At 56.4% G+C, this 23,627-nt stretch carries 16 protein-coding genes; 12 read left to right on the top strand and 4 right to left on the bottom strand.

The window, feature by feature from the left end; translation table 11 throughout:
- Window positions 1-36 precede the first annotated feature (36 nt).
- Window positions 37-1,455 carry a sigma-54-dependent transcriptional regulator gene (locus tag Fuma_RS08500; protein WP_077023750.1) on the top strand — a complete coding sequence of 473 codons (1,419 nt, stop codon included), beginning with the start codon at window positions 37-39 and terminating at the stop codon, window positions 1,453-1,455.
- Between the two features lie 213 nt (window positions 1,456-1,668).
- Window positions 1,669-2,220, top strand: a complete 552-nt coding sequence (locus tag Fuma_RS08495; protein ID WP_145944057.1) for an Ig-like domain-containing protein — start codon at window positions 1,669-1,671, stop codon at window positions 2,218-2,220.
- Window positions 2,221-2,226: 6 nt separating this feature from the next.
- Here the strand turns inward: Fuma_RS08495 and trpD are convergent, their stop codons facing one another.
- Together trpD and Fuma_RS08485 are read right to left on the bottom strand one after the other, a co-directional pair.
- Window positions 2,227-3,249, bottom strand: a complete 1,023-nt coding sequence (trpD, locus tag Fuma_RS08490) for an anthranilate phosphoribosyltransferase (RefSeq protein ID WP_077023748.1) — start codon at window positions 3,247-3,249, stop codon at window positions 2,227-2,229.
- 25 nt (window positions 3,250-3,274) lie between these two features.
- On the bottom strand, window positions 3,275-4,018 hold the full coding sequence (locus Fuma_RS08485) for a hypothetical protein (protein ID WP_077023747.1): 744 nt from the start codon (window positions 4,016-4,018) through the stop codon (window positions 3,275-3,277).
- Window positions 4,019-4,159: 141 nt separating this feature from the next.
- On the opposite strand from Fuma_RS08485, the gene Fuma_RS08480 reads away from it, so the two are divergent.
- A complete protein-coding gene (locus tag Fuma_RS08480) occupies window positions 4,160-5,848 on the top strand; it encodes a PQQ-binding-like beta-propeller repeat protein (protein WP_083731904.1) in 1,689 nt (562 codons plus the stop codon).
- A gap of 71 nt (window positions 5,849-5,919) precedes the next feature.
- Here the strand turns inward: Fuma_RS08480 and Fuma_RS08475 are convergent, their stop codons facing one another.
- A complete protein-coding gene (locus Fuma_RS08475; protein WP_145944056.1) occupies window positions 5,920-9,051 on the bottom strand; it encodes a PQQ-dependent sugar dehydrogenase in 3,132 nt (1,043 codons plus the stop codon).
- 391 nt (window positions 9,052-9,442) lie between these two features.
- On the opposite strand from Fuma_RS08475, the gene Fuma_RS08465 reads away from it, so the two are divergent.
- The 6 genes from Fuma_RS08465 to Fuma_RS08440 all read left to right on the top strand — a co-directional run bounded on the left by Fuma_RS08465 (window position 9,443) and on the right by Fuma_RS08440 (window position 20,040).
- On the top strand, window positions 9,443-10,558 hold the full coding sequence (locus tag Fuma_RS08465) for a Gfo/Idh/MocA family protein (protein ID WP_077023743.1): 1,116 nt from the start codon (window positions 9,443-9,445) through the stop codon (window positions 10,556-10,558).
- 26 nt (window positions 10,559-10,584) lie between these two features.
- Window positions 10,585-11,529 (top strand): hypothetical protein, encoded by a 945-nt coding sequence (locus Fuma_RS08460; RefSeq protein WP_077023742.1) that lies wholly within the window; start codon window positions 10,585-10,587, stop codon window positions 11,527-11,529.
- A gap of 26 nt (window positions 11,530-11,555) precedes the next feature.
- Entirely contained in the window at window positions 11,556-12,785 is a 1,230-nt protein-coding gene (locus Fuma_RS08455) for an ISL3 family transposase (RefSeq protein WP_077023741.1), read from the top strand.
- Between the two features lie 525 nt (window positions 12,786-13,310).
- On the top strand, window positions 13,311-14,129 hold the full coding sequence (locus Fuma_RS34125; protein WP_158520909.1) for a DUF1559 domain-containing protein: 819 nt from the start codon (window positions 13,311-13,313) through the stop codon (window positions 14,127-14,129).
- A 91-nt stretch (window positions 14,130-14,220) separates the two neighbouring features.
- Window positions 14,221-18,807: a PVC-type heme-binding CxxCH protein gene (locus tag Fuma_RS08445; RefSeq protein WP_077023739.1), complete on the top strand. Its 4,587-nt coding sequence runs from the start codon at window positions 14,221-14,223 to the stop codon at window positions 18,805-18,807.
- 495 nt (window positions 18,808-19,302) lie between these two features.
- Window positions 19,303-20,040: a hypothetical protein gene (locus Fuma_RS08440; protein WP_077023738.1), complete on the top strand. Its 738-nt coding sequence runs from the start codon at window positions 19,303-19,305 to the stop codon at window positions 20,038-20,040.
- Here the strand turns inward: Fuma_RS08440 and Fuma_RS08435 are convergent.
- A complete protein-coding gene (locus Fuma_RS08435; protein WP_077028185.1) occupies window positions 20,037-20,462 on the bottom strand; it encodes a hypothetical protein in 426 nt (141 codons plus the stop codon). The two genes, Fuma_RS08440 and Fuma_RS08435, sit on opposite strands and share 4 nt — an antisense overlap.
- A 192-nt stretch (window positions 20,463-20,654) precedes the next feature.
- On the opposite strand from Fuma_RS08435, the gene Fuma_RS08430 reads away from it, so the two are divergent.
- From Fuma_RS08430 to Fuma_RS08420, 3 genes are read left to right on the top strand one after another with little or no spacing between them, the layout of a single operon-like run.
- Window positions 20,655-21,638, top strand: a complete 984-nt coding sequence (locus Fuma_RS08430; protein WP_077023737.1) for a GNAT family N-acetyltransferase — start codon at window positions 20,655-20,657, stop codon at window positions 21,636-21,638.
- Window positions 21,639-21,651: 13 nt separating this feature from the next.
- The gene (locus Fuma_RS08425) at window positions 21,652-22,215 is read left to right on the top strand and encodes an LOG family protein (RefSeq protein ID WP_077023736.1); all 564 of its coding nucleotides are present in this window, start codon (window positions 21,652-21,654) and stop codon (window positions 22,213-22,215) included.
- Entirely contained in the window at window positions 22,212-23,411 is a 1,200-nt protein-coding gene (locus Fuma_RS08420; RefSeq protein ID WP_077023735.1) for an N-acetylglucosamine-6-phosphate deacetylase, read from the top strand. Before Fuma_RS08425 ends, Fuma_RS08420 begins: the two co-directional genes overlap by 4 nt.
- Window positions 23,412-23,627: the final 216 nt, after the last annotated feature.

Here is a 23,627-nt window from a genome sequence, read left to right as displayed (position 1 = left end):
ATGGGCTCAAAAACCAAACAGACCCGTCAATAACACATGGCCGACGGCAAAAATGACGTTCCGGATTTAAGTTCCATTCCCGTCCGCGTGCTTGTCGTGGACGACGACGAAAGTCATGCGCAGGCAGTGGCCGAAAGTCTGGAACGCATCAACTGCGAATGTCGAGTGGCAGGTTCCGGCGCGGCGGGATCGAAGATGGTGTCCGGCGAATCGTGGGATGTCGTCGTGACCGATCTGCAGATGGATGACGTCGACGGACTGGAAATTCTGACTCAGGTTAAGGAAGAATTGCCCGACGCCGAAGTCATCGTGCTGACCGGACACGGTTCAATTACGTCCGCTGTCACGGCGATGCAGCACGGAGCCTACACCTACCTGACCAAGCCGCTGGACATTAGCGAACTAAGGTCGGCCGTCGAGAAAGCATCGGCGCGATTGCGGCTGATTCGCCGCAACGCAGAACTGCGACGTTCTCTGGAAGAACGTTTCGGGTTCGAAGGTGTGATTGGCAACAGTTCTCAGATGCATCGCATCATTGAGATCCTGAAGAACGTTTCGCCGACGGATTCCACCATTTTGATTCAGGGCGAAAACGGGACCGGCAAAGAGCTGGTCGCCAAGGCCATTCATCAAAACAGCCATCGCAAGAGCAAGCCATTCGTCCCGCTGAACATTTCTGCGCTGCCGGACAGCATTCTGGAAAGCGAACTGTTCGGTCACGAACAGGGGGCGTTCACCGGCGCGTCCGGACGGCGAATCGGCAAGTTCGAACACGCCAACGGCGGCACGTTGTTTCTGGATGAAGTTGGCGAAATGCCGATGGACACGCAGGTGAAAATGCTGCGAGTCCTCGAAGAACGCAAGATCACTCGGCTAGGCGCCAACGACGAACTGGACATCAATGTGCGTCTGGTGGCGGCGACGAATGCCAACTTGAAAAAGATGGTGGACGAAGGAACGTTTCGCGAGGACCTGTACTATCGGCTGAACGTTGTCGCCATCGATCTGCCGCCGCTGCGAGAACGGCCGGGCGATATCCCGCTGTTGATGGAACACTTTCTGAAGGATCTGTCGAAACGAATCGGCAAGGAAGTGGAGGGCTTTTCCAGAACAGCCCGCAAGGCGTTGTTAAGTTACCACTGGCCGGGCAACATCCGGCAGCTGCGGAACACCATCGAAAGCATGCTGGTGATGGACACCGACGGGCTGCTGGATGTCGACGGGCTTCCCGCCGACATCGCGCCGCTGGTGGCTCATGACGACGGCAGTTCTGAAGGCGATGCAGCCAGCGGTGCTGACGCGCTGATCGGCCGACCGCTCAGCGAAGTCGAAAAGTACTACATCCAGCGAGCCCTCGACTTAACCGACGGTAACCGCGAAGAAACGGCTCGACTGCTGGGCATCGGCGAACGCACGCTCTACCGCAAGATTAAAGAGTACGACCTGCGGAAGTAACGGGCCGCACGATGGTTGCATTCGTCAAGGCTTATCAAGCACAGGTATCGATCAGGTAAGAGGGGCAAAGTGGATTCCGCATCTGCCGCTGTGACTCGTTTTTCGGCTGCCATTGATAAGGGCAGTTGTTGCGGCTGGACGAGTTAAAAGGCATCTACGCCTCATGACGTCGATCAAAGTTCACGATCGGTGTCGTTCTTCAAGGATGAAGAAATGTATCGTCCCGCTCTCGTCATGCTTCTGGCTGCCTGCATCACTTCTTTCGCTCACGGATCCGATGCCGGCCCTGCTGGCAAACTGGATTCCCGTATTGGTGCCGGTGAGAAAGCTGATCGCTTCGAACTGCTCAACGTCGAATTGTCGCCGCAGGGTACATTGCAGGGACGCGTGCTGGACGCAGCTGGCAAGAGTCTCACTGGCGTGACAGTCGGCGTCAGAATTCAGTCAGCCCAGAATAAATCTGCTGTCCCTGCATTGGCAAAGACCGACGCGGACGGCCGGTTTTCATTCGCGATTTCACACGGCTCGGTGTGCGTGCTGCAAACTGGTGAATGGCTGTACCCGATCCGAACATGGCGGCACGGAACCGCTCCGCCGAAATCGGTGAAGGACGTCGCACTTGTTGTCAGCGATAAGCCTATCGTGCGGGGCCAGTCAAATCGGGTCCGCCGTATGAGTACGGGGCAAAAGTACGGAGTCGCCGCGGCGGCTTTGGGCGGCGTTGCCGCTTACATGGCGCTAAGCCGCGACAACGTCAGCGAATAGACGGTCCTACACCGCCTGAGTCCACTCCACCAGTTCGTTCAGCTTGCTGGCAGCGACACCGTCAGCCAGGGTTTGACGCACTTTCGCAACAGCTTCCGAAAGACTGGTTGCCTGCTCGGCCGCCAGCAAGGCAGCGGCCGTGTTGGCGGTGACAATATCCGCTGCCCCCGACGTTTCACCTTCCAGGATTCGCCGAATCACGTCCGCACTTTGTGCCGCCGACTGAACTCGCAATTCGTCCACGGTACAGGTCGGCAGCCCGAAGTCTTCCGGCGTCCAGCGAGACTGCGTCACTTCACCGGACGTTACCGTGAACGCCGCAGTCGGCCCCCACAGGCAGACTTCATCCAGTTCGTTGTTGCCGCAAACGACGATCGCCTTTCGGCAGCCGAGGACGCTTAGCGCGGATGCCAACAGGCGAGCTCGACTATCCGAACTGGCACCGAGCAGTTGGTATTCAGCGCCGGCGGGATTTGTGAGTGGGCCGAGTAGGTTGAAAATTGTGGGAAAGCCCAGCGCTTTGCGAATGGGGGCGGCGTGTTTCATTGCTCCGTGAACCAGGGGAGCAAAGCAGAATGCGATGCCGATTTCGTCGAGGCATTTCGCCGCCTGTTCGGCTGTGAGCTGGATATTTACGCCCAGCGTTTCCAGAACATCGGCGCTGCCGCTGCTGCTGGACACACTCCGGTTTCCGTGCTTTGCTACATTCACGCCGCAGGCGGCAGACACGATCGCCGTTGCCGTGCTGATGTTGAAAGTGTGCAGCTTGTCGCCGCCCGTGCCGCAGGTGTCCAGCAGAGGCTGCCGTCGACTGGTAATCCGCGCCGCTCGGTCGCGCATGGCTTGAGCAGCGCCGACCAGTTCGTTGGCAACAGGCCCTTTGCAAGCCATCGCGGTCAGCCATGCCGCCATGTCGACGGGGTCACATTCCCCGTCCATCATCGCGCCAATACACTTCTGGACAGACTCCGACGAAAGGTCCTCACGGGCGATCAGGTCAGCAACAGCAGGTTGCAGGGTGGCGTGCATAAAAAGTAATTTCGTACAGCTGGTTCTACGAAGCGGCGATGGCCTGGCTAAGTGGCACCAGCACCTCATCAATGACAAAATCTTCAAGCAGTTCTTCGCACTTGTCTCGCAACTGCACCATGCGATCGGCGAACGACGCGTCGTGTTCAAGGCTGCCGTACTGCCGGACGGTGAAGAATACGCTGATGTGTTCTTCCGGAAATTCGTCGCGTCGCACGTGGTAGGCGTTCGTTCGAGTTTCGACCATCAGGCGCGCCTGCAGGCGGCAGGATTCTTCGAGGCTGATTGTCAGGCTCGGTTCAAAATTCAGAACGGTCGCGCCCTCAAGGTTTGGCAATCGTTCGAACGCCGGTGAACAGCCCAGAGCTTTGGCGACCAGCAGATCGTGGTTCCCCTGATACGTGAAGTCGAAGCCCATCATGTAGTCCAGCGCTTCGCAGTCCAGCGGGCTCACGGTCAGCATGTAAGGCACGAGTTCCAAAATCAATTTGTGCTGTTCGGCCGCGTCTTCTGTGTCTTCCGGATTAACGAAGCCACTGCAGATGCGGCGAGGTTCCAGCGACAGCCAGCGGTGGTGCGGCTGATCCTTGTCCTCCTCCATCACGAAGTCGCCGTTTTCGCGCGTATAGAAATTTCGCATGCTCGGATACGACTTCTGCACGCGGCCGAAGAATTCCAGCACGGCGTCCCGAGTACTCGGCAACGGCATCTCGGTATTCAGATGCATGTTGGAATAAAAGTCGGTGGCAAGATGACTGAAACGATTCATTGAAACCTTGGTACCTGCGGTATTCAAAGCGAAGAAATATCGCTAACCTGGCGAACAACTCACATCGCACTGTGCGGGCCGCAGTCTACGGGCGAACGCCATTCGGGTCAAAGCCTTCCAGAACAGTTACCGGGCCGAAAAATGAGCCAAGTCGAACCTCAGAATCCGCCGTCAACTCCGGCGTCACCACCCGTACGGCAACCGGCTGTACCTCGCAAAATGCTGCTGCTGACGGGCATGGCAGTGTCGATTATCGTTTTTGCCTTTGCATTCAACAGTCAAATCGAAGACATGCTGTCGATTGGCCTCGACACCGTCATGTTTGCGTCGGCGATTGGGGTCATGTTGTTGCTGCTGCTGTGGGTGGGGTGGTTCATGATTTTTAGCCGCTGGAAATGGTGGCAGCGGCTTAGCGCGAGTGCCATTGCCATGGCATTGCCCTTCGCTTTTCTGGCGATTTTTCGTCCCGTCAACGGCGGCGACGCGACGTTTGTGCGGTTAGAGCCGATCTGGGCTGCTCGACCGGAAGTGCCACCCGCCGACATCGAACTCACCGATGCGTCTGTAGATCTACTTACCGAAACGCCTCAGGACTTTCCTCGGTTTCTCGGCCCCGACCAAAACGGAATCGTCGCGACAGATTTTGTGATCGATGCGGATCAATTTTCGGACATGGAGCCGCTCTGGCGGCAACCGATCGGAAAAGGTTGGGCTGGCTTCGTGGCTCGCAACGGATTCGCCGTCACGATGGAACAGCGGCAGGACCAGGAATGCGTCACGTGCTACGAAATCGAAACCGGCAAACTGCAGTGGATGTACCAGCATGCGGCACGGCATCGCGACGCCATGAACATGGGCCGGACCGGGCCGCGATCAACTCCCACCATTTTCGACGGCAAGGTCTACGCGGTCGGAGCGGTCGGGAACTTCGTGTGTCTGAATGGAAGCGACGGGACGGTGGCGTGGCAGGTTGATCTGAACGAACTGCTGGGGCTTGAGATCGCATCCATGCCGGACAGCGAAGGACTGGATGTTCATTACGAATCAAATTCTAAACTGGCATGGGGCCGGTCTGGTTCGCCGTTAATCTTCGGCGACCTCGTGATTGTGCCTGGCGGCGGACCGACGGAAGGCGACAAGTCGACTCTGCTGGCCTTCGACCGCAACTCAGGCAGCTTAGTTTGGCGTAGCGGTGACGAGATGATTGCGTACGGGTCGCCCGTGTTGGCGACAGTGGCCGGCGTCGAACAAATTCTGCTGACTGGTGAAACGAAGGTGATGGGCTTTCGCCCTGATAACGGCGAAATGTTGTGGAGCTGGCCGCGCCCCGGAAAAAGCGATGGCTACGCCAACACGTCGCAGGTGACCGTCGTCAACGACAACCAGGTTCTGGCGAGCAAAGGTTACAGCGACGGCGGTGGTTTGCTGATTACTCTGCACGACGAAGGCGATTCCGTTCGCCCCGAAAAGGAGTGGTTCAACACGCGATCGCTAAAAACCAAACTGACAAGTCCCGTCGTGTATGAAGGTCATGCGTATTCGTTATCCAACGGGTTTCTCGAATGTGCTCGGTTAACCGACGGCGATCGAATCTGGAAGGCGCGCGGAAGGTTTGGGCATGGTCAAATACTATTGGTGAACGATCAGCTTTTGATCCACGGCGAATCCGGTTCGCTATACCTGGTCAACCCGACGCCGGAAGCTTACGACAAGCTGGGCGAATGCTCGACCATCGACGGAGTGTGCTGGAACACGCTGTGCCTGTACGGCAACCGGCTGCTGGTGCGCAGCGAACTGGAAGCCGCATGCTTTGAGTTACCTGTGAAATAGCAGCCACCGTGTGAGAGCTCGGAAGTTGTCAAATGACCGCCTCCGGTTTCGCCGTGACGTCAGACACCGGCTTATTCAAAGACCCAGCGTCCAACTTCGCCGTCGTCTAAGTCTACGTAGTACAGCAGGCCGTCGGGACCCTGCTGAATCATCACTACAACGTTGGCTCCTGTATCAAACGTATCGACGGCGGTCACATTTCCAGCCGCGTCAAGACTCACATTACGCACCACGCCCTGGCCGAGGTCGTTAAAGAAGATATCGCCGTAGTATTCGGTCGGGTACGCTGAACCGCGGTAGACATCGCCCATCACAATCGCGTTGATTCCCGTGCTAGCGTGGTTCAATGCCACCAGTGGAGCCGTGACTTCCGCTCCGCTGTTGTAGAATTGCTGAGCTTCCGTCAGCTGCGAATAGGCGGCCTGTTGCTGGCTGCCCGTGTCGCTTCCTTCAAAGTAGGGCCAGCCGAAGTTGCTGCCGGGCCCGCCGACGTTGATCTCTTCCCATGTGCCCCAACCGACGTCGCCCGTGTAAACAAGTCCCGTCACCGGATCGATCGCCATGCGGAACGAGTTTCTCACACCAAGCTGATACACCTTCGACCGGTTTGCATCGGCATCGCCGTTGAAGAAGGGATTGTCGGAAAGCCCGTCGCCGGTCAGCGGGTCGACTCGCAACACCTTGCCAGACAGGTTGTCGATATCCTGAACTCGCACGGCTCGATCATCAACACGGTTGTACGATGCACCGTCTCCGATCGTGACGTACAGAGCTCCATCGGTGCCGAATTCAACAGAACCCACGGTGTGCGATTCGCTGTCAGACGCGATGAAGTCCTGTACGTTGGTGCCATTCGGATTGATGCCAGCGGGCGGTTCGGTGAAGTCGTTCGTGCTGTTGGCGAAGGCATTGAAGTTGTCCCACGTGCTGTTTTCGCCCAGCAATGTGACTTCGCTGCCTTCGACAAAGGTGGTGTAGCTAGTGGCCGTGTCGGCGGTCACGCGAGTCAACCGGCCTGCTCGATTGCCGTTCTTGTCTGGCCCCGCCAGGTTGTCGCCAGTATTTTCATACACTTCCGGCGGATCGTAGGTGTACAGCAAATAGACGTACGGATTGTTTTCGAAGTCGGGATGGACGGCGATGTCCAGCAGGCCGCGGTCCCGAGTTCCGTTTACTTCGTCGCTGAAATCGATGAAGGTCGACAGCTGGCCGTTTCGCAACACCTGAACCACGCCGCCCTGTTCGGAAATGTACATATTCTCGCCGTCCGGCGACCAATCAACGGCCGTTGGCTTTACGAATCCACTCACGACGGTTTCTGTCGTCAGCGATCCGGACGTTGGCGGAGCGGGCAACAGTTGTGAGTTGCTGCTGACTTCCCAGTCAAGCAGCTCGTGAGCGTTGTTCAGCCCCCCGGTCGCGGCCGTGAAGCCCATGAACGCGCGATTGCCCAGCACGTCAGCAATATCCACGGTCGATGAGACGGTAGCGGTTGCCGGTTTCAGGTCGGTGTCTGACAGGTAGACTTCTAACACGTTCGTGTCGCCGTCGTAGTCGATCCACGCCGTCAAGGCGGTGCCGTCATTCAGGTTGAAAGCTGGCGTGCCGCTGGCCAATTCGTTGTCGACGTCGCCGTCTCGAAGAATATCGATGTGGTTGTCACTGGGGTCTGCCGGGCCGTTGTCGTAAGTGTCGAATTCAATGGCAAGGCTTTGAGGAATTCCTGCGTAACCGACAGCTCCGCCGCCCAGTCCCAAAGCGTTGCTGCCGTTACCGCTGTTTTGCAGGACGAAGGCCAAGCCATCCGCGCCGTCCGCTCCGCCGCCAATTTGGAATGTGAAGTTGGTGCTGAACGAGGTGTCGGCGTCGATGGCCAGCGGTTGCAGCAGGAAGACGCTTCCGGTTTCGTAGTCGACCGTGTCGGTCAGCTGCAGCCGGTTGCCTGATCTGGTCGCGTCTCCGTTAAGGTTCAGGTTATTGGTGTTGTTAAAGTTGTCGTAGCTGAACAATGCCGTCGCTGGGGATTCGTCGTCGACGATTGTAATTGTGGCTGTGCGAGGTGACAGCAGAGTTGCTCCGCCCGTCACATTGTCGATAGTAAAGGTAAACGTTTCGTCACCTTCGAAGTCTGAATCGTCCTGCACCTGAACAGACACAATCGCGCTGGTCTGGCCGTCGGCAAACGTGGCTGTCCCTGAGACTCCCTGGTAGTCCTGACCGTCCGTCGCGGTGGCGGCCACGGTTTGGTAGTCGACCGTAATCGCCCCGTCAGATCCATTTGTCCGCAGAATTGCGATGTCGATGCTGCCTGCCGCTTCGTTAACGCTAATGACGCTCGTTTCCAGACCAATCACGCCATAAGTCGGATCAGTCGGGCCGCCGGGAGGAGTTGGGCCGTTGCCGGGCGTGACTGGCAATGAGTCCACGAAGACGCTGCCATCGTTAAACAGGATGCGCTCCACATCGTAAAGGACGTTGGTGTTCGGCTGGCCGTTGATACCGGGGCCGGTGACGGTGACCACGCCGTCGCTAAAACGTACGACGTCAAAATCAGCCGCAACGCCTTCGTAAACGATCAACGCGTCCGAACCCGCTCCACCAAAGATAAAGTTGTCTCCGGACGGCGCGTAGATTTCGTCATTGCCGCCGCGAGCGTCAATAATGTCGTCGGTGTCACTGCCGGAAAGCCATTCGCCCGCGTCGGTACCGACGATGTTCGCTGTTGGTGGATCAACAGGCGGATCAACAGGCGGATCAACAGGCGGATCGACGGGCGGATCGACGGGAGGGTCGACCGGTGGATCAATCGGAGGTTCGCCGCCGATGGGAATGTCGGCCACGTTAATTGCGCCATCCAAAAACAGAATGCGTTCGACGTTGGTCAGGACATTAACATTGACGCCGCCGTTCAGCGCCGGGCCTTCGACGTAGGTTTGCCCGTCGGCTGTTCGCACAAGGTCGAAGTCGGCCTGAACGCCTTCATAGATGACGAGCGTATCCTGGCCGGCCCCGCCATCGATCTGATTGTCGCCCAATGGAGCATAGATTTCGTCGTCGCCGCCGAGAGCCAGAATCAGGTTGTTCTGCTCATCGGCTGAGATCCAATCGGCGGAATCGGTGCCTTGAATCGTGGCCGACATCAGGACCATTGGTTCAAAGGATTCCAAACGAAGAATGTCCGCTCGCGCGCGTCGCTTTGCCATCTGAGGACCCCATAATCAGCAAACAAAAAATGTTCCCATTAAGGACGCCCACGATAGATGGAGTGCTGATTGGATTGAGTCGGCAACTGGAATAAACGCGTTGTTCGACACGGTTATCCCGCCGTAACATTCACGTTGCGTCGGTTTTGCGGCGACGATGCAAATTGGAAACATCGTGTCAATTCAGGAGACTCACGGGGCTGGTTGCGACAGAAATTACCTAGTCAGCTGCCGGCAATCCGGTCGACGCGGGCTCTTTTCGAGATTCTGTGTGCAGAACGCGGTTGTCAATTCGATCCGTTCATGTCGCTTCCGGTCGCAAGTCCTTCTGTGTATCCTTTTTGCGGCAATTTCAGGACATTGTTCAGTCAGTTTACTAATGAGGGGTCGAATGAGTCAGTTAAACGTCGCCATGATCGGGTTGGGTTTTGGGTCCGAGTTCATTCCTATTTATCAGGCTCATCCAAACGCCAACGTCGCGGCCATCTGCCGACGCAATGAAGCGGAGATGAATAAGGTCGGCGACCAGTTCGGCATCGAGAAACGTTACACCGATTACGATCAGGTGCTCGCCGATCCGAACATTGACTACGTCCACATCAACAGCCCGATTCCAGACCACGCCTGGATGTCTTTGAAGGCGCTGGATGCCGGTAAGCACGTGATGTGTACCGTTCCGATGGCGACAACGATTGAGGACTGTCGCAAGATTGTCGAGAAGGTTAACGAAACCGGGCTGAAATACATGATGGCGGAAACTGTCGTGTACAGCCGCGAATTTTTGTACATCAAAGATTTGTACGACAAGGGAGAACTCGGCAAAATCCAACACCTCGCGGCATCGCATCCGCAGGACATGGACGGCTGGCCCAGCTACTGGGAAGAAATGATCCCCATGCACTACGCGACTCACGTGGTGAGTCCGTGTCTGGGTCTGATGAATTCACTGGCCGAGCAGGTCAGTTGCTTCGGTTCAGGAACTGTGCGCGATGACATCGCGAAGAAGTCGGGCAACAAGTTTGCCGTGGAAAGCTGTCACATTAAGCTCAAAGACAGCGACGTGACGGCTCACATTTGGCGATTCCTATACGATGTCGCTCGGCAGTATCGTGAGAGTTTCGACGTGTACGGTACGAAGAAGAGTTTCGAGTGGACGCTGATTGAAAACGAACCGCACGTGATTCACACAGCGAAGAAGCCTGAACATGAGATTCCGGAAAAGGTAGAAGTGCCCGACTTCGCTCATTTGCTACCAAAGGAAATTCAGAAGTTCACTCAGCCCCAGGAAATCCACGACGCGGATCACCTAAGCTTTATTCAGGGCGGCGGCCACGGCGGTAGTCATCCTCATCTGGTGCATGAAATGGTGAGTGCCATTCTGGAAGACCGGGATCCAATGCCGAACGCCGTCACAAGCGCCAACTGGACCTGCGTGGGCATTTGCGCTCATGAGTCGGCGTTGAAGGGCGGCGAAATTGTGAAGCTGCCGGAGTTTACGCTGGGATAGGCGTTCGCTGCCGGTAGGGCAACTAGATGTGGGACACTCTGAAAACTGGCCGCGGCTTCCTGGTCGCGCTCTTTGGCGCTGGAGGGATCTACGGACTGATCCTGCTGTTCGCGCATGGGCTGCCGGAGCAGAACAACCGTCCATACATTGCCATGATTGGCATGACGGCGGCTTCGTGGGTGATCGCAACTTTCGCAGCGTGTCGCATCCGCGCGGCACGCTGGCTGGCCGCTCTTTTCTTTTTGGTCGGTCTGATGGATTCCGCGTGGACCCGATTCGATAGCGGTCGCGTTGGTGTTGCTGTGTTGGTCGGCGGTTTGGGTGTCGCGAGCGCGTTCGGGATGCTGAAGATTCCGATCACCGCCGCAGAAGAGGACGAATTGGTGCGGAGCGAACCAGGCAAGATGCTCGGCGTTGAATTCGATCCTGAAGGAGCTGATGTCACGGTAAGAACGCTGCAGCTCGGTGGAGTGCGAATCGATTCCGGCACGGTTTCGATATCGGACCCGCAGTCCATACCTGATGTCGTCGTGGAAGGTGTGCCTTTGGGAGACTTTCCAATCGTTGGCACCGTTCGTCGCCGCGAAAATGGGTCAATCCGCGTCGGCCGGATCGAAATTCAGTTGGATGATGCGACACATGCAGACAGATGTCAGGAACTGGGGACGGTTGGAATCGATTCCGCCAAACTCGTTGTGGCGGATCAGAAGGAGTTGGAATTGCATTGGTGCGAAACCGGCCCGGAGCGCATCGGTGTGATCAACAAAGCGAGTGATCGTCGACTGTTGAATCAAATCAGAAAACGATTTGGTCTAAAGACAACGCCGCGCGGACCAGTGACGGAGCAAATCGAAGGCTCGGTTTCACCATCGCTGGAACTCGAGATAACGGAGTATGTTGCCAGCATTCCGGAATACTCGCACTTCCCTCCGATGTACTTCTATGGGTCCATCCGGGTTCTTTGTGGGTGAGGCGTTAATTCGTTAGTTTTCGTGGGATGCAGGGAACAGACTTTTACGAACAGATTTTGGGACTGACGGGGCCGTGGTTTGTGGCGGACGTTCAGCTGGATATGGAAGCTCAACAGGTCGACGTTTTCGTCGAACATGGCGAGGGCGAAACTTTTTGCTGTCCGGATTGCGACAGGCAGCTGCCGTGCTATGACCACACGAAGTCTCGCAAATGGCGGCATCTGGACACGATGCAATTTGCGACCATCCTTCATGCCCGCACGCCTCGCGTGAAGTGCCCGGATCATGGCGTCAAACAGATCAGGCTTCCCTGGGCGGAAAAGAACAGCCGCTTCTCATTGTTCTTTGAACGCTTCGCCATCGACGTTCTTCTGGCCACACAAACCGTGAAAGGGGCGTGCAGCATTCTGGGGATCTCATGGGATGAATCGTGGCACATTCTGCAGAAGGCGGTGGCTCGCGGGAAGGATCGCAAACAATCGAAGAACCTCCCTCGAATCGGCATCGACGAGAAAGCCTTTCGAAAAGGACACAACTACATCACGCTGATCTACGATCTGGACAAGAGCACTGTCGAAGCGATTTCCGATGGTCATGACACGGCAGCCGCTGATGCCTGTTTCGATCAGCTTTCAGACAGTGAAAAGCAGTCTGTGGAGGCGGTTGCGATGGACATGAGTGCCGCATACGTCAAGAGCACCAAAGGCAACATTGCATTGGCCGAACAGAAGATTGTGCACGACCGCTTTCACATCATGAAGCTGGCGACCGAAGCCGTCGACAAGGTCCGTCGGTCGGAGCAGAAGAAGCTTCGCGCCGAAGGCGATGATCGATTGACGGGAACTCGGTATCTGTGGCTTTCAGGCCAGGAGAATCTTACCGAGAAACAGCAGGAACGCTTTGATGCCGCATGGAAGGCAGAGTTACTCACGGGCAAAGCGTGGGCCTACAAGGAAATGCTGCGAGACCTCTGGGTTCATGACACTCCGGCAGAGGCCACGATGTTCTTCAATGACTGGTACAAGCGAGTCATCCACACAAAGCTGGAGCCAATGAAGAAAGTCGCTCGCACGATCAAAGAACGCTTAGCCAATGTGGTGAGCTACTGCACTCACGGAATCACAAACGCCGTCGCCGAAGGAATGAACAGCAAAATCATGGCCATCAAACGAAGAGTCGGCGGATACCGAAACCGCGACAACTTCAAAACCGCCATCCTCTTCTACTGCGGAGGACTCGACCTCTACCCACAATAATCCCGGATGGACCCTTCTATGTCTACACACATAATTCCTTCGACAGGATTAACGTCAACAACGCCCCGTGGGGCGAAGTTCCGATCGGCCTGCCCGATTCGCCCACCATGTTTTTCTGCAAAACGGGATATGGTGATGGAGTCTATCCGGTGCGTGGGCACTATCATGGAGAACGCCTACTCAGAATCGAGATCGATATTGGCGTTGACGTTTGAGTCCGCTTTTTTGCGTCCTGTTATCGGCATGACGCCGTGATAGACGGTGGGGAAATCTGATATGCACGACTTTCCTCCTTCATGGTGGCCGCTGACCAATTACGGTCTCGGTGGCTTGCCAATATTTTTGATGTTCGTGGTCGCAACGCTCCTGGTTTTCTCAATCCGTGTGCGGGGCGCTAAATGGGAATGCGTGGCGCGGACGGCTTTACTTGTGGGCCTGCCGCCTGTCATGGTTTTGTGGGTAGACCTGTCTCGACCGAGCGTGTTGCAACCTCTGCGCGGTCCCATGATCTCTGCCCTGCTTCTCATGCTAATCCTCATTGCCCTTCAGGCGGCGATGCGAACTCTTAGGAAGTACCGCGAGGCAGGCAACTCTTGGGAATCTGTCGGACGCCTGGCACTCATCGGTTTGTGTTGTGGATTCTTGCTCCCAGTCGTCTTCCAGCCTTCAAGTGGGGCTTCTGGGCCACCAGCCGCAATGCGAACTCAGTGCAAAAATAATCTCAAGCAAATCGGGCTTGCGTTGCACAACTACCACGATGTCAACAGTATGTTTCCGATTGCCGTCCAGCCGAAGTTTGACCGTTCGTGGCGCGTCACTGTACTGCCTTTCCTGGACCAGGCCCCGCTTTATGAACGCTACAACCACGACGCGACGTGGGAGCATCCAGACAACGCACCGCTGGCGGGGGTGGTTGTTCAGACGCTGGATTGTCCCGCGCGGCCGTTTCGACTTGATGACCACGACAGATTTTTATCGGCCTATTCCGCGGTGACCGGACCGGGAACGGCATTCGGCGATCGCGAATATGTTAAGATTAATGCGTTTACTGATGGTCTCGCGAACACATTGATGGTTGCGGAAACCTGTGGGAAGCCGATCGTTTGGACTCGACCGAAGGACGTAAGTACCGCGACAGACGAGCCTGAAATCAATGCGCCGGGAGATGCATTGCACGAATCAAACGGTGTAATGTCCTCGTATCATTTTGGAGGAGCTCAGGTGTTGCTGGGCGATGGTTCGGTGCGATTCATTGGCGAACAACTCGAACCCGAGTTGCTGCGGCAGTTGATGACGCGCGACGGAAACTCACACGGAGAACCGCGTACACCGGATTTCTTTTAGAGATCTGGAAGGCTTGCCTGCAAGCCACGGCACATTGGAATTACTGCACTGACAAACGTCTGTTGCACGACCGCTAAGCGAAGCAGAAATGATGAAACGAAATACTTCGACCTTGTTCTTGTATGTGCTGCTGTTTGTTACAGCCTCATCCGCGTCCGCCGCCGACCTGAAGCTGCTGTTCATGGGCGACAACGGGCATCATCGCCCGGAAGCTCGGTTTCAGCAGTTGGCTGAAGCACTCGAGCCGCGTGGTGTTGATCTGAAATACACGGATCGCATGGAAGACCTCTCCGCCGAAACGCTGGGGAACTTTGATGGGCTGGTGTTGTACGCCAACATCGATCGCATTGAGGACGCTCAGGCCAGGGCCGTGCTGGATTACGTCGCCAGTGGGAAGGGCTTCATCCCGCTGCACTGCGCCACCTACTGTTGGCGCAACAACGCCGACATGGTTGCGTTAATGGGAGCGCAGTTTTTGAGACACGGCGGGCAGGTGTTTACGACATCGATTGCTGAACCGCAGCATCCCATTATGAAAGGCTACGGCAGTTTTACGAGCTGGGATGAGACGTACATCCATCATCGCCATAACGAAAAAGATCGCACGGTGCTGGAATTTCGAATCGAAGGCGACCAGGCCGACGGTAACAAACGCGAACCGTGGACGTGGGTGAGAACTCATGGGAAGGGCCGAGTGTTCTACACGGCCTGGGGACACGATGAGCGAACATTCGGAAACGCAGGCTTTCAAAACCTCGTGGAGCGAGGCATCCGATGGGCTTGTGGTGAGGATCCGTCTGTGGTGCCTCCTCATCACGACGCCGACACGTTTGCAGCGCCGCAAATGACGCAGATTCCCTCGGACGTCGCACCGTTCGAATACATGGACGTCGGGCCGAAGATTCCGAATTACACGCCGGGACAAAAGTGGGGCGTTCAGGGGAAGCCTCGCACGACGATGCAGCAACCACTGTCGCCAGAAGAATCGTTGAAGCATTACGTCACGCCGGAAGGTATGGCGGTGCGGTTGTACGCGGACGAACGGAATTTTGTGAGCGCCGGCGGCTCACACGGAAAGCCGATTGCCATGACCTGGGACGAACGCGGGCGATTGTGGGTTTGTGAAACAGTCGACTACCCCAACGAACTCGGCAAAAACCGAGACCGCATTCGCATCTGCGAAGACACCGACGGTGACCACGTGGCCGACAAGTTTACGGTGTTTGCGGAAGGGCTGAGCATTCCCACGGCCATCGTCATCATTCGCGGTGGTGCGGTCGTGCAGAACGGAACAGAAACGATATACCTGAAGGACACGGACGGCGACGATAAAGCTGACCAAAAGACACAGCTGATCACCAACTGGGCATTAGGTGACACTCATGGCGGCGTTAGCAATTTTCGCTATGGCCTGGACAATTGGGTCTGGGCGATGCAGGGCTACAATAACAGCACGCCGCATGTGGATGGCAAGCCGGCTCAGACGTTTCGAATGGGATTCTGGCGGTTCAAACTGTCACAGACCGATCCGCCCAAAGTTACTGATCTGGAATTTATTCGTTCCAGCAACAACAACACGTGGGGACTGGGCATCAGCGAAGACGGTCTGATTTTTGGCTCGACGGCCAATCACAATCCCAGCATGTTTGTGCCGATTCCAAATCGGTACTACGAAAGCGTGCGAGGCTGGTCGCCGCCGACTTTGGGGACGATCGCGGATACGTACAAGTTTAAGCCGATCACCGAAAACATCCGGCAGGTGGACCAGTTCGGCGGCTACACGGCCGGAGCGGGCCATGCATTGTATACGGCCAGAGCATTCCCCAAACAGTACTGGAATAAGACGGCTTTCGTCTGCGGACCGACTGGGCATCTTGTGGGAACGTTTGTGCTGCGGCGCGACGGAGCGAACTACACGTCCACCAGCCCGTGCAATTTGCTGGCCAGCGATGATGAATGGAGTGCTCCGATCATGGCAGAAGTCGGCCCGGACGGAGCGGTCTGGGTCATAGACTGGTACAACTACATCGTGCAACACAACCCGACGCCTCAGGGTTTCGAAACAGGGAAAGGGAATGCGTACGAGAGCGATTTGCGAGACAAGAAGCACGGACGGATTTTGCGAGTGGTGCCAACGGCGACAGCCAAAGTCGCCAGCTCTTTCCAAGAGCTGAATGTCCCCGGAGCGGCGGCTGCTTCAAAATCCTATGTGAACGATGCTGAGGAGACCGAACAGCGGGCGGGCGGCTCTCGGAGAGAGCCTGCTACTTTAACCGCACATGGCGGCGACGTCGTTCACGAATACACTAGCCTTGCCGACGCCACGGACCTGGAATTAGTCGAAACGCTCAAGCATCCGTCGTTAATGTGGCGTCTGCAGGCTCAGCGATTGTTGATTGAACGAAATGCCGGGGAAACGGGGGATGTTTTGCAGCCTTTGTTGGCACTTCTGGCCGATGAATCCGTCGACGAAGCCGGTCTGAACGTGGGAGCTATCCACGCGTTGCAGACATTGAAGGCGATCGGCTACCTTCGTCTGGACCCTCAGCTTAAGTCTACAGGTCGAGTAACTCAGGCGCTTGCCAAAACCTTACGGCATCCATCGGCGGCCGTTCGTCGGAATGCGATTTCGGTGCTGCCGAATAGTGAGCACGGCGAGAAGCTTTTGACGCAGGCCTATCAAGTTTGGTCCCGGAACTTCCCGCAGGTCCACCTGCAGACCATTCTGAAGGTCGCGGATATGCCCGTGAGCGGCGAGCTGGCGAAAGCGATTGTGAGTGTTGGGCAGACTGCGATTGGTGATGCTGTTGTGATCGATGCCCTAACAGCGGCAGCAGCTACACATTCGTACGAGTGGTTCGAGGCTTTTAACCGGTTTGAGCAGCCTGCGGGAAAAACGAAGGAAGAGATGCCGCTGTCGCAGACGAACGCGCAGGTTGCGAAACGCGTTGCCGAGCACGTCGGCAGAAGTCGCCCTACAGTTCGGCAGTTAACAGCACTGTTGAAATCTCTGCGGTACCTTGACATAGCAATCGTCGCTGTGGACGGACTGACAAATGGGCTGCCCGACGACTACAAGTTGCCGACTGACGCCGGTCTCGATGCGGAACTAGTGAGTTTGCTGGATCGATTTCCGGCTGACGCCAAGGGGACTGTAATTCGCCTGGCAACTCGTTGCGGTTCGACCGCGCTGGATACGCACGCCGAAGCAATCGTAGATTCGATGCTGGCAAAAGTGAATGATTCGAATGCATCGGATAAAGCTCGCATCGCCGCCGCTCGCGATCTGATCGGGTTCCGCCCTGACGATGCCGATACTGTCGCGGCCATCGTTGAACAATTGAACGTCAACACACCGCCGGAACTCGGCGTGCAACTCCTGAACGCCATTCAGCAAAGCCGTTCGGCGGCCGCGGGTGAGAAGCTGGTGGAAGCGGTCGCGTCACTGACTCCGCAGTTGAAATCCGCATCGATCGGCACGTTGCTTAGTCGTCCGGAATGGGCGAAGTCACTTCTGGCGGGAATTGAGGCTCGAGACATCGAACTGTCAGACTTGACGCTCGATCAAAAGCAGTCGCTGCGAGCCTTTCCTGATAAGCAACTTCGCGAACAGGCAGAAAAACTACTCAGCATGAGCGGCGGACTTCCGGATGCCAACCGCGAAAAAGTACTGCAGTCGCTGCTGCACCTTTGCGAACAGGATGGCAACGTGGAGGCGGGGCTGGAAATGTTCAAGAAACACTGTTCGAAGTGTCATCGTCACGGAGAACTGGGCAAGAACATCGGCCCCAACCTCACCGGCATGGCCGTGCACCCGAAAGCCGAGCTGCTGACGCATATCATCGACCCATCTCGCAGCGTTGAAGGCAACTTCCGCATTTACACGGTTGTTCGCACTGATGGCCGAGTCGCCAATGGAATGCTGGCCAGCGAAACTCGAACGTCGATTACGCTGATCGATACCGAAGGCAAAGAAGCCAGTATTCAGCGAGAAGATATCGACGAACTTTTGGCGTCGAAGAATTCGCTGATGCCGGAAGGTTTTGAAAAGCAGATGACAGAAACTGAGTTGTCTGACCTGCTGCAGTTTCTGACCAACAAGGGCAAGTACGTGCCCGTGCCGCTGGACCGCTACGCCACCGCGATCAGCACGAAGGGGCTGTTCCACGATGGGGACAACGGCCCGGACCGCATGGTGTTCGCCGACTGGAATCCAAAGTTCTTCAAGGACGTTCCGTTTCTGCTGACGGACCCTCGCGGCAAAACGACGGCAAATATTATTCTGCTGAACGGACCTCACGGAACGTTGCCGCCAACGATGCCAAAGTCGGTGACTCTGCCATGCAACACGCCTGCGAAAGCCATTCATTTATTAAGCGGCGTTGGCGGCTGGAGTTATCCGTCTCATCAGGCTGAATCGGTGTCGATGATCGTGCGAGTGCACTATGCAGATGGCACGCAGGAGGACCACCCATTGAAAAACGGGGTTCACTTTGCGGACTACATTCGCCGAGTCGACGTGCCGGGCAGCGAGTTTGCGTTTGCGTTGGGCGGCCAGCAGATCCGGCACCTCGCAATTTCACCCGAGCGGCCTGCTGAGAAAATTGCCACCGTGGAACTGGTCAAAGGGAACGACCCAACGGCTCCGATCGTGATGGCGGTGACGATCGAACGCTAAGCTGCTGGCAGCGCGGCAGATGTGAAGCTTGAATCACGCCGTCAAATCGGATTTGGCTACGTTTCCGGATCATCCTTATTTCGGAAACGGTATGACTCATTGCCACGAATAACATTCAGACGGACACGAAGGAGTGCGAAGGTCGAACTCGCTGTTCTTGCGGCGCTTGTGGCCATTCTGCGGGGATTTTGATTCTGAGGCGACTCAATATTCGCCCGCTTTTTGCGAACCACTGGCGGTGACGAGTTTTTGAAGTATCTTTGATCTGCGGCTAACTTCTAAGCGTTAGCCAGTGCGTTGGTTGCATTCCGCCTTGTATTGTCAGTCAGGATTCCGCCATGCCGAAGGCTGGGACTCTGGATAACCGGGTGCGAGGGCGATAGAGTGCGTCGCAGTGACAGGACGCAAAAACGGCGACGTGTCAGGACGGCACTCATGCCAACATGAAGTTGGATCCCAATCGAAAACGACAGACTTGTCGGAGAATTAGCAAACATGGCCGAAGTAACCACAACAACTGCACCGTCCCCGGACGATGGTCCCGACCCGAAGAACCCGAATAATCCAGGCCCCGTCTATCTGGTTTCTTATCCGAAGGTCGTGTTTCTGTACCCCACGGTGCTGGCCGCGATGTTCGGTGCCATTTTTATGTGGTTCAACAAAATCGGCGCGGATGCGGAAGCGGCCGTCATTCCAGGCCGCATTTTTCTGACCGTGTTGCTGATCAACCTGGTCGTCGTAGCGTTCGATTTTCCTCGCACCACATCATTGACGTGGTTCTTTGCGACGGTGGCGGTCGTGATCGGATTGTGGACCCTGTTCCGGTTGAACGCGAACCTGATTCCGTGGGTGACGGCTCAGATTACAAAAATCCGGCCGGCCGCAAACGCTTCGTTCTACGTGATATTCACGCTGGGGATGATGGGACTGTTTCTTGTGGTGATCGTCAGCCGTCGCTTCGACTATTGGGAAGTGCGTGGTAACGAGTTGCTGCACCATCACGGTGTGCTTAGCGACCTGGAACGCTTTTCTGCCCCGAACCTGCGGATCGATAAAGAGATCAATGACGTGTTCGAATACCTGCTGCTGCGATCGGGGCGTTTAATCCTGCATCCCAGTCAGGAACGCCGCGCCATCGTGTTAGAGAACGTCTTCTTTATCAATCAGAAAGAAGAACGCATCACCAAGATGCTGGGTGCATTGCAGGTACGAGTTCGCACCGACAATCACTAAAATTCGTCGGAATCAGCTGAATCCTGCAACAGTCCGGCCGACGATTCGAAGAAACGACGACGGCGGCCGGGAGCGGCTTCTGTTTGCTGGGCGTGGTCTTCAAGATCCTTGAGATTCGCCTGGCAAACGCGGCAGCCGATCGTCTTCAGATGAAACTCGATGTAGCCAGCCGCTTCCTCGGGCATCGTCTGCAATAGATAGCCGCTAAGTTCGCTGCGGGAAGGACAGCTCAAGCCCGCTCGCTGCCAGATTTCGCCAACCGAATGGCCGCCCTGGTCACGGTGATGGATCAGTTGCGACAAGCGAGATTGAAGCGTTTCGTCCGACCGCATCTGTTCTTCGAATTGGGTCATGCGTTCGACCGGCAGCAGTTCGTCGAGCCACGCGATCAGTTCGCGATCGGTCCAGGTAAAGTTTGACACAGTTGCTTCCAGTTCTCGTTTTTTTTGTCGATTCCGAGGCGGCGATTCATTCACCGGTTTTCGGGGATGAATCCAGCATCGATTCCAGCAACTTGTCACCGTGGAAATCGACCGTTACAGTCCACATCCAGACACGGCCCGGCTGTAGAATTCGTCCGAACAATCCGTCTGCGTTGAGGAATTGTAGATCTCGTGGTTCAATTTCGCACGTTCCATAACCGCGACACACCCGGAATCCTGAAACTCTGGCACGCCAGCAAGCTCGGCCCCAGTGCTGCCGAAGGCTTTCCATGCGACATCCTTGAGCTATTCGTTTTCTCTCAACCGTTCTTTGACAGAAACGGCTTTATTGTCGCCACCGAAGACGATCGCATCGTCGCATTCGTACATGCAGGCTTTCGCAGTAACGAATCCGGCTCAGATCTCGACTACACTCAAGGCGTAATTTCGGGGTTGGTCGTACACCCTGACTTTCGTGGCCAGGGGCTCGGCCGGCAGCTTGTCGGGCAGGCAGAAGAATATCTGGCTCGCAAAGGTGCCCGCGTGGTTGTCGCAGGCGCCGGGCTGGACGGCAACGGATTCTACAACGGCATTTACGGCGGCCTGCAGGCGTCCGGCCTGTCGAAGGCGACTGTTCCGTGGGACGAATTCTACGAGGCATTGGGCTACCAGCCCGATCAGAATATTTTCGTGTTTCATCGCGATCTCACCATGGGCCGTGATCCGATCAGCTCACGATTAATTCGACATCGGCGGCGACTGAATCTGGTGATCACAGACCGCGTGCGCGACCTTTCGTGGTGGTGGCACGTACGGTTTGGCCACCTGGATGCGTTGCGATTTGAATTACAGGAACGCCACAACGAGGAAATCGTCGCGTCCGGACAGATTGTCGGCCTGGACGTGTATGTGCCAAAGTGGGGCGTCCGCGCGGTTGGCATGCGAGACATCTACGTGCCGGAAAACCAGAGGCGCAATGGCTACGGTCTATCGCTGGTGCTGGAAATCTGCCGGCGACTTCGCGAACAATCCATTCAGCTGATTGAAGCTCAGGTCGACAGCAACAACGAAGCTGCTCAGCAGATGTTCCTGGCTGCGAACTTCGAGCACGTGCAGGAACTGGTCACGTATCGCCGAGAACTCACGCCCGCCGAACCGCAGGCGCAGAACGATTGAACGGACCTCGACCATGGCATCCATCTGTGTGTTCTGCGGATCGCGTAGCGGTTCCGATGCGATCCACGTCGGCGCAGCCACGGCACTCGGAAGAATTCTGGCACTACGCGGCGACACTCTGATTTACGGTGGCGGCAGCACGGGCCTGATGGGCGCGATTGCAGACGAAATGCTGCGTCACGGAGCCGACGTCGTCGGAGTGATCCCGGAAGCACTGGCCAACGTCGAATTGATGCACACCGGCGTTTCAGATATGCGGGTCGTACCCAACATGCATGTCCGCAAGGCAACCATGCACGAACTGGCAGATGCTTACATCGCTCTGCCTGGTGGGTTTGGCACGATGGAAGAGTTGTTTGAAGTGCTGTGCTGGGCACAACTAAAATTCCACGCGGCCCCCATCGCGGTGCTGAATCCCGATGGCTACTATGACGGCCTCATCACGCTTATTAACTCTATGATCAGTGAGCAGTTCTTAGACCCGGTCTATCGGCGACTGCTTACTGCGGCCTCCTCCGCCGACGAGCTGGAGGCATGGCTGCACGCACAATTTGCACCCTCAGAAGAAATCCCATGACACGTATTTTGGCAAAGCACTACAAAACGCAGGCTCCGATCGCGATTGAAACCGACGGTGAACGGATTACTTCCGTCGAGCCGCTGGAATGTTCGGCAGAAGAAATTCAGCAGCTGCCGTTTGTCAGTCCAGGCCTGTTTGATATTCAAATCAACGGCTACAACGGCATCTGGTTCAGCAGCCCGGAACTCACGGTACAGAATGTGACCGACGTCACCGAAGCACTGCTGGCCAAAGGGATCGCTCGGTACTTTCCCACACTGATTACGGCGTCGCGCGAAGCGTTGATCCACGGCTTCAGCACGCTGCGCCAGGCATGCGAAGAGAACCCACTGGTCAACGATTGCGTGGCCGGCTATCACCTGGAAGGCCCGTATATTTCGGCTGAAGACGGTCCACGCGGCGCTCATCCGTTGCAGCACGTGCGACCGGCAGATTACGAAGAATTCCGCGAGCTGCAGGCAGCATCCGGTGGCCGCATTAAACTGGTCACGCTGGCGGCCGAAGCAGAAAACGCAGTAGCGTTTATTCAGCAGGCGTGCCAGGACGGCGTTGTAGTGGCTCTTGGCCACACCGGCGCGACGCCGGAACAGATTCAGGCGGCGGCTGATGCAGGAGCGGTCTTAAGCACTCACTTTGGCAACGGAGCACACGGAACTCTGCGGCGGCATCCCAACTACCTGTGGGAACAATTGGCCGACGACCGCCTGTGGGCCAGCGTCATCGCGGACGGCTGGCATGTGCCGGCATCGGTACTGAAATGTGTGTTGAAGTGCAAAACGGATCAACAAACAATTCTGACCTGCGACGTTTCAGGCTTCGCCGGTTGCCCACCGGGAACGTATGCCGAAGGCGACGTTGGTGTGGAAGTGCTTGAGGACGGGCGTCTGGTTGTAGCGGGGCAGCGTCAGTTTTTGGCGGGGTCTGGCGCGACAACAGGCGACTGCGTTGTCCACATGGCTGACGCGTGCGAAATTCCGCTGGCAACCGCCGTCGACATGGCAACTCACAACCCCGGCCGGTTATTTCACGAACCGATTGCCTCAATCGGCGCGGGCGACGCGGCCAACCTGACGCTGTTTCGTGTGACGTTGTCAGAATCGGGGGGTAGGGTATGTTCCCGCTTTGAGCCTGTTCAAACGTTCGTTGCTGGTAAGGAATATTTCTCTGCCGACGCCGCAACCAGCGCCGTTTAGTGGCTTCAGCTGGCAATCTCTCCGGCAGTGGATTGATAGCGATGTGGTGGAGAATTCCGAATAGGCAGGGGCGAACAATCAAACCTTGTGATCCCTCGGATTTTCTGCCTGCACATGCCCCGTTAAATCGTTACCCTTTGAACGTCCTACCGCTGCCTCAACCTTCCAACCTCTGGCCCGCTGCTGTCGAATCGTGGAATTTCACTCTCAAGAAGA

Source organism: Fuerstiella marisgermanici, from assembly GCF_001983935.1.
Classification (GTDB): domain Bacteria; phylum Planctomycetota; class Planctomycetia; order Planctomycetales; family Planctomycetaceae; genus Fuerstiella; species Fuerstiella marisgermanici.
This window is presented reverse-complemented; position numbering and strand designations above follow the sequence as displayed.

Excerpts from the sequence above, each read along its gene's own strand:
- Fuma_RS08500 (WP_077023750.1), top strand. The coding sequence starts at position 37 with ATGGCCGACGGCAAAAATGACGTTCCGGATTTAAGTTCCATTCCCGTC.
- Fuma_RS08495 (WP_145944057.1), top strand. The coding sequence starts at position 1,669 with ATGTATCGTCCCGCTCTCGTCATGCTTCTGGCTGCCTGCATCACTTCT.
- trpD (WP_077023748.1), bottom strand. The coding sequence starts at position 3,249 with ATGCACGCCACCCTGCAACCTGCTGTTGCTGACCTGATCGCCCGTGAG.
- Fuma_RS08485 (WP_077023747.1), bottom strand. The coding sequence starts at position 4,018 with ATGAATCGTTTCAGTCATCTTGCCACCGACTTTTATTCCAACATGCAT.
- Fuma_RS08480 (WP_083731904.1), top strand. The coding sequence starts at position 4,160 with ATGAGCCAAGTCGAACCTCAGAATCCGCCGTCAACTCCGGCGTCACCA.
- Fuma_RS08475 (WP_145944056.1), bottom strand. The coding sequence starts at position 9,051 with ATGGCAAAGCGACGCGCGCGAGCGGACATTCTTCGTTTGGAATCCTTT.
- Fuma_RS08465 (WP_077023743.1), top strand. The coding sequence starts at position 9,443 with ATGAGTCAGTTAAACGTCGCCATGATCGGGTTGGGTTTTGGGTCCGAG.
- Fuma_RS08460 (WP_077023742.1), top strand. The coding sequence starts at position 10,585 with ATGTGGGACACTCTGAAAACTGGCCGCGGCTTCCTGGTCGCGCTCTTT.
- Fuma_RS08455 (WP_077023741.1), top strand. The coding sequence starts at position 11,556 with ATGCAGGGAACAGACTTTTACGAACAGATTTTGGGACTGACGGGGCCG.
- Fuma_RS34125 (WP_158520909.1), top strand. The coding sequence starts at position 13,311 with ATGCTAATCCTCATTGCCCTTCAGGCGGCGATGCGAACTCTTAGGAAG.
- Fuma_RS08445 (WP_077023739.1), top strand. The coding sequence starts at position 14,221 with ATGAAACGAAATACTTCGACCTTGTTCTTGTATGTGCTGCTGTTTGTT.
- Fuma_RS08440 (WP_077023738.1), top strand. The coding sequence starts at position 19,303 with ATGGCCGAAGTAACCACAACAACTGCACCGTCCCCGGACGATGGTCCC.
- Fuma_RS08425 (WP_077023736.1), top strand. The coding sequence starts at position 21,652 with ATGGCATCCATCTGTGTGTTCTGCGGATCGCGTAGCGGTTCCGATGCG.
- Fuma_RS08420 (WP_077023735.1), top strand. The coding sequence starts at position 22,212 with ATGACACGTATTTTGGCAAAGCACTACAAAACGCAGGCTCCGATCGCG.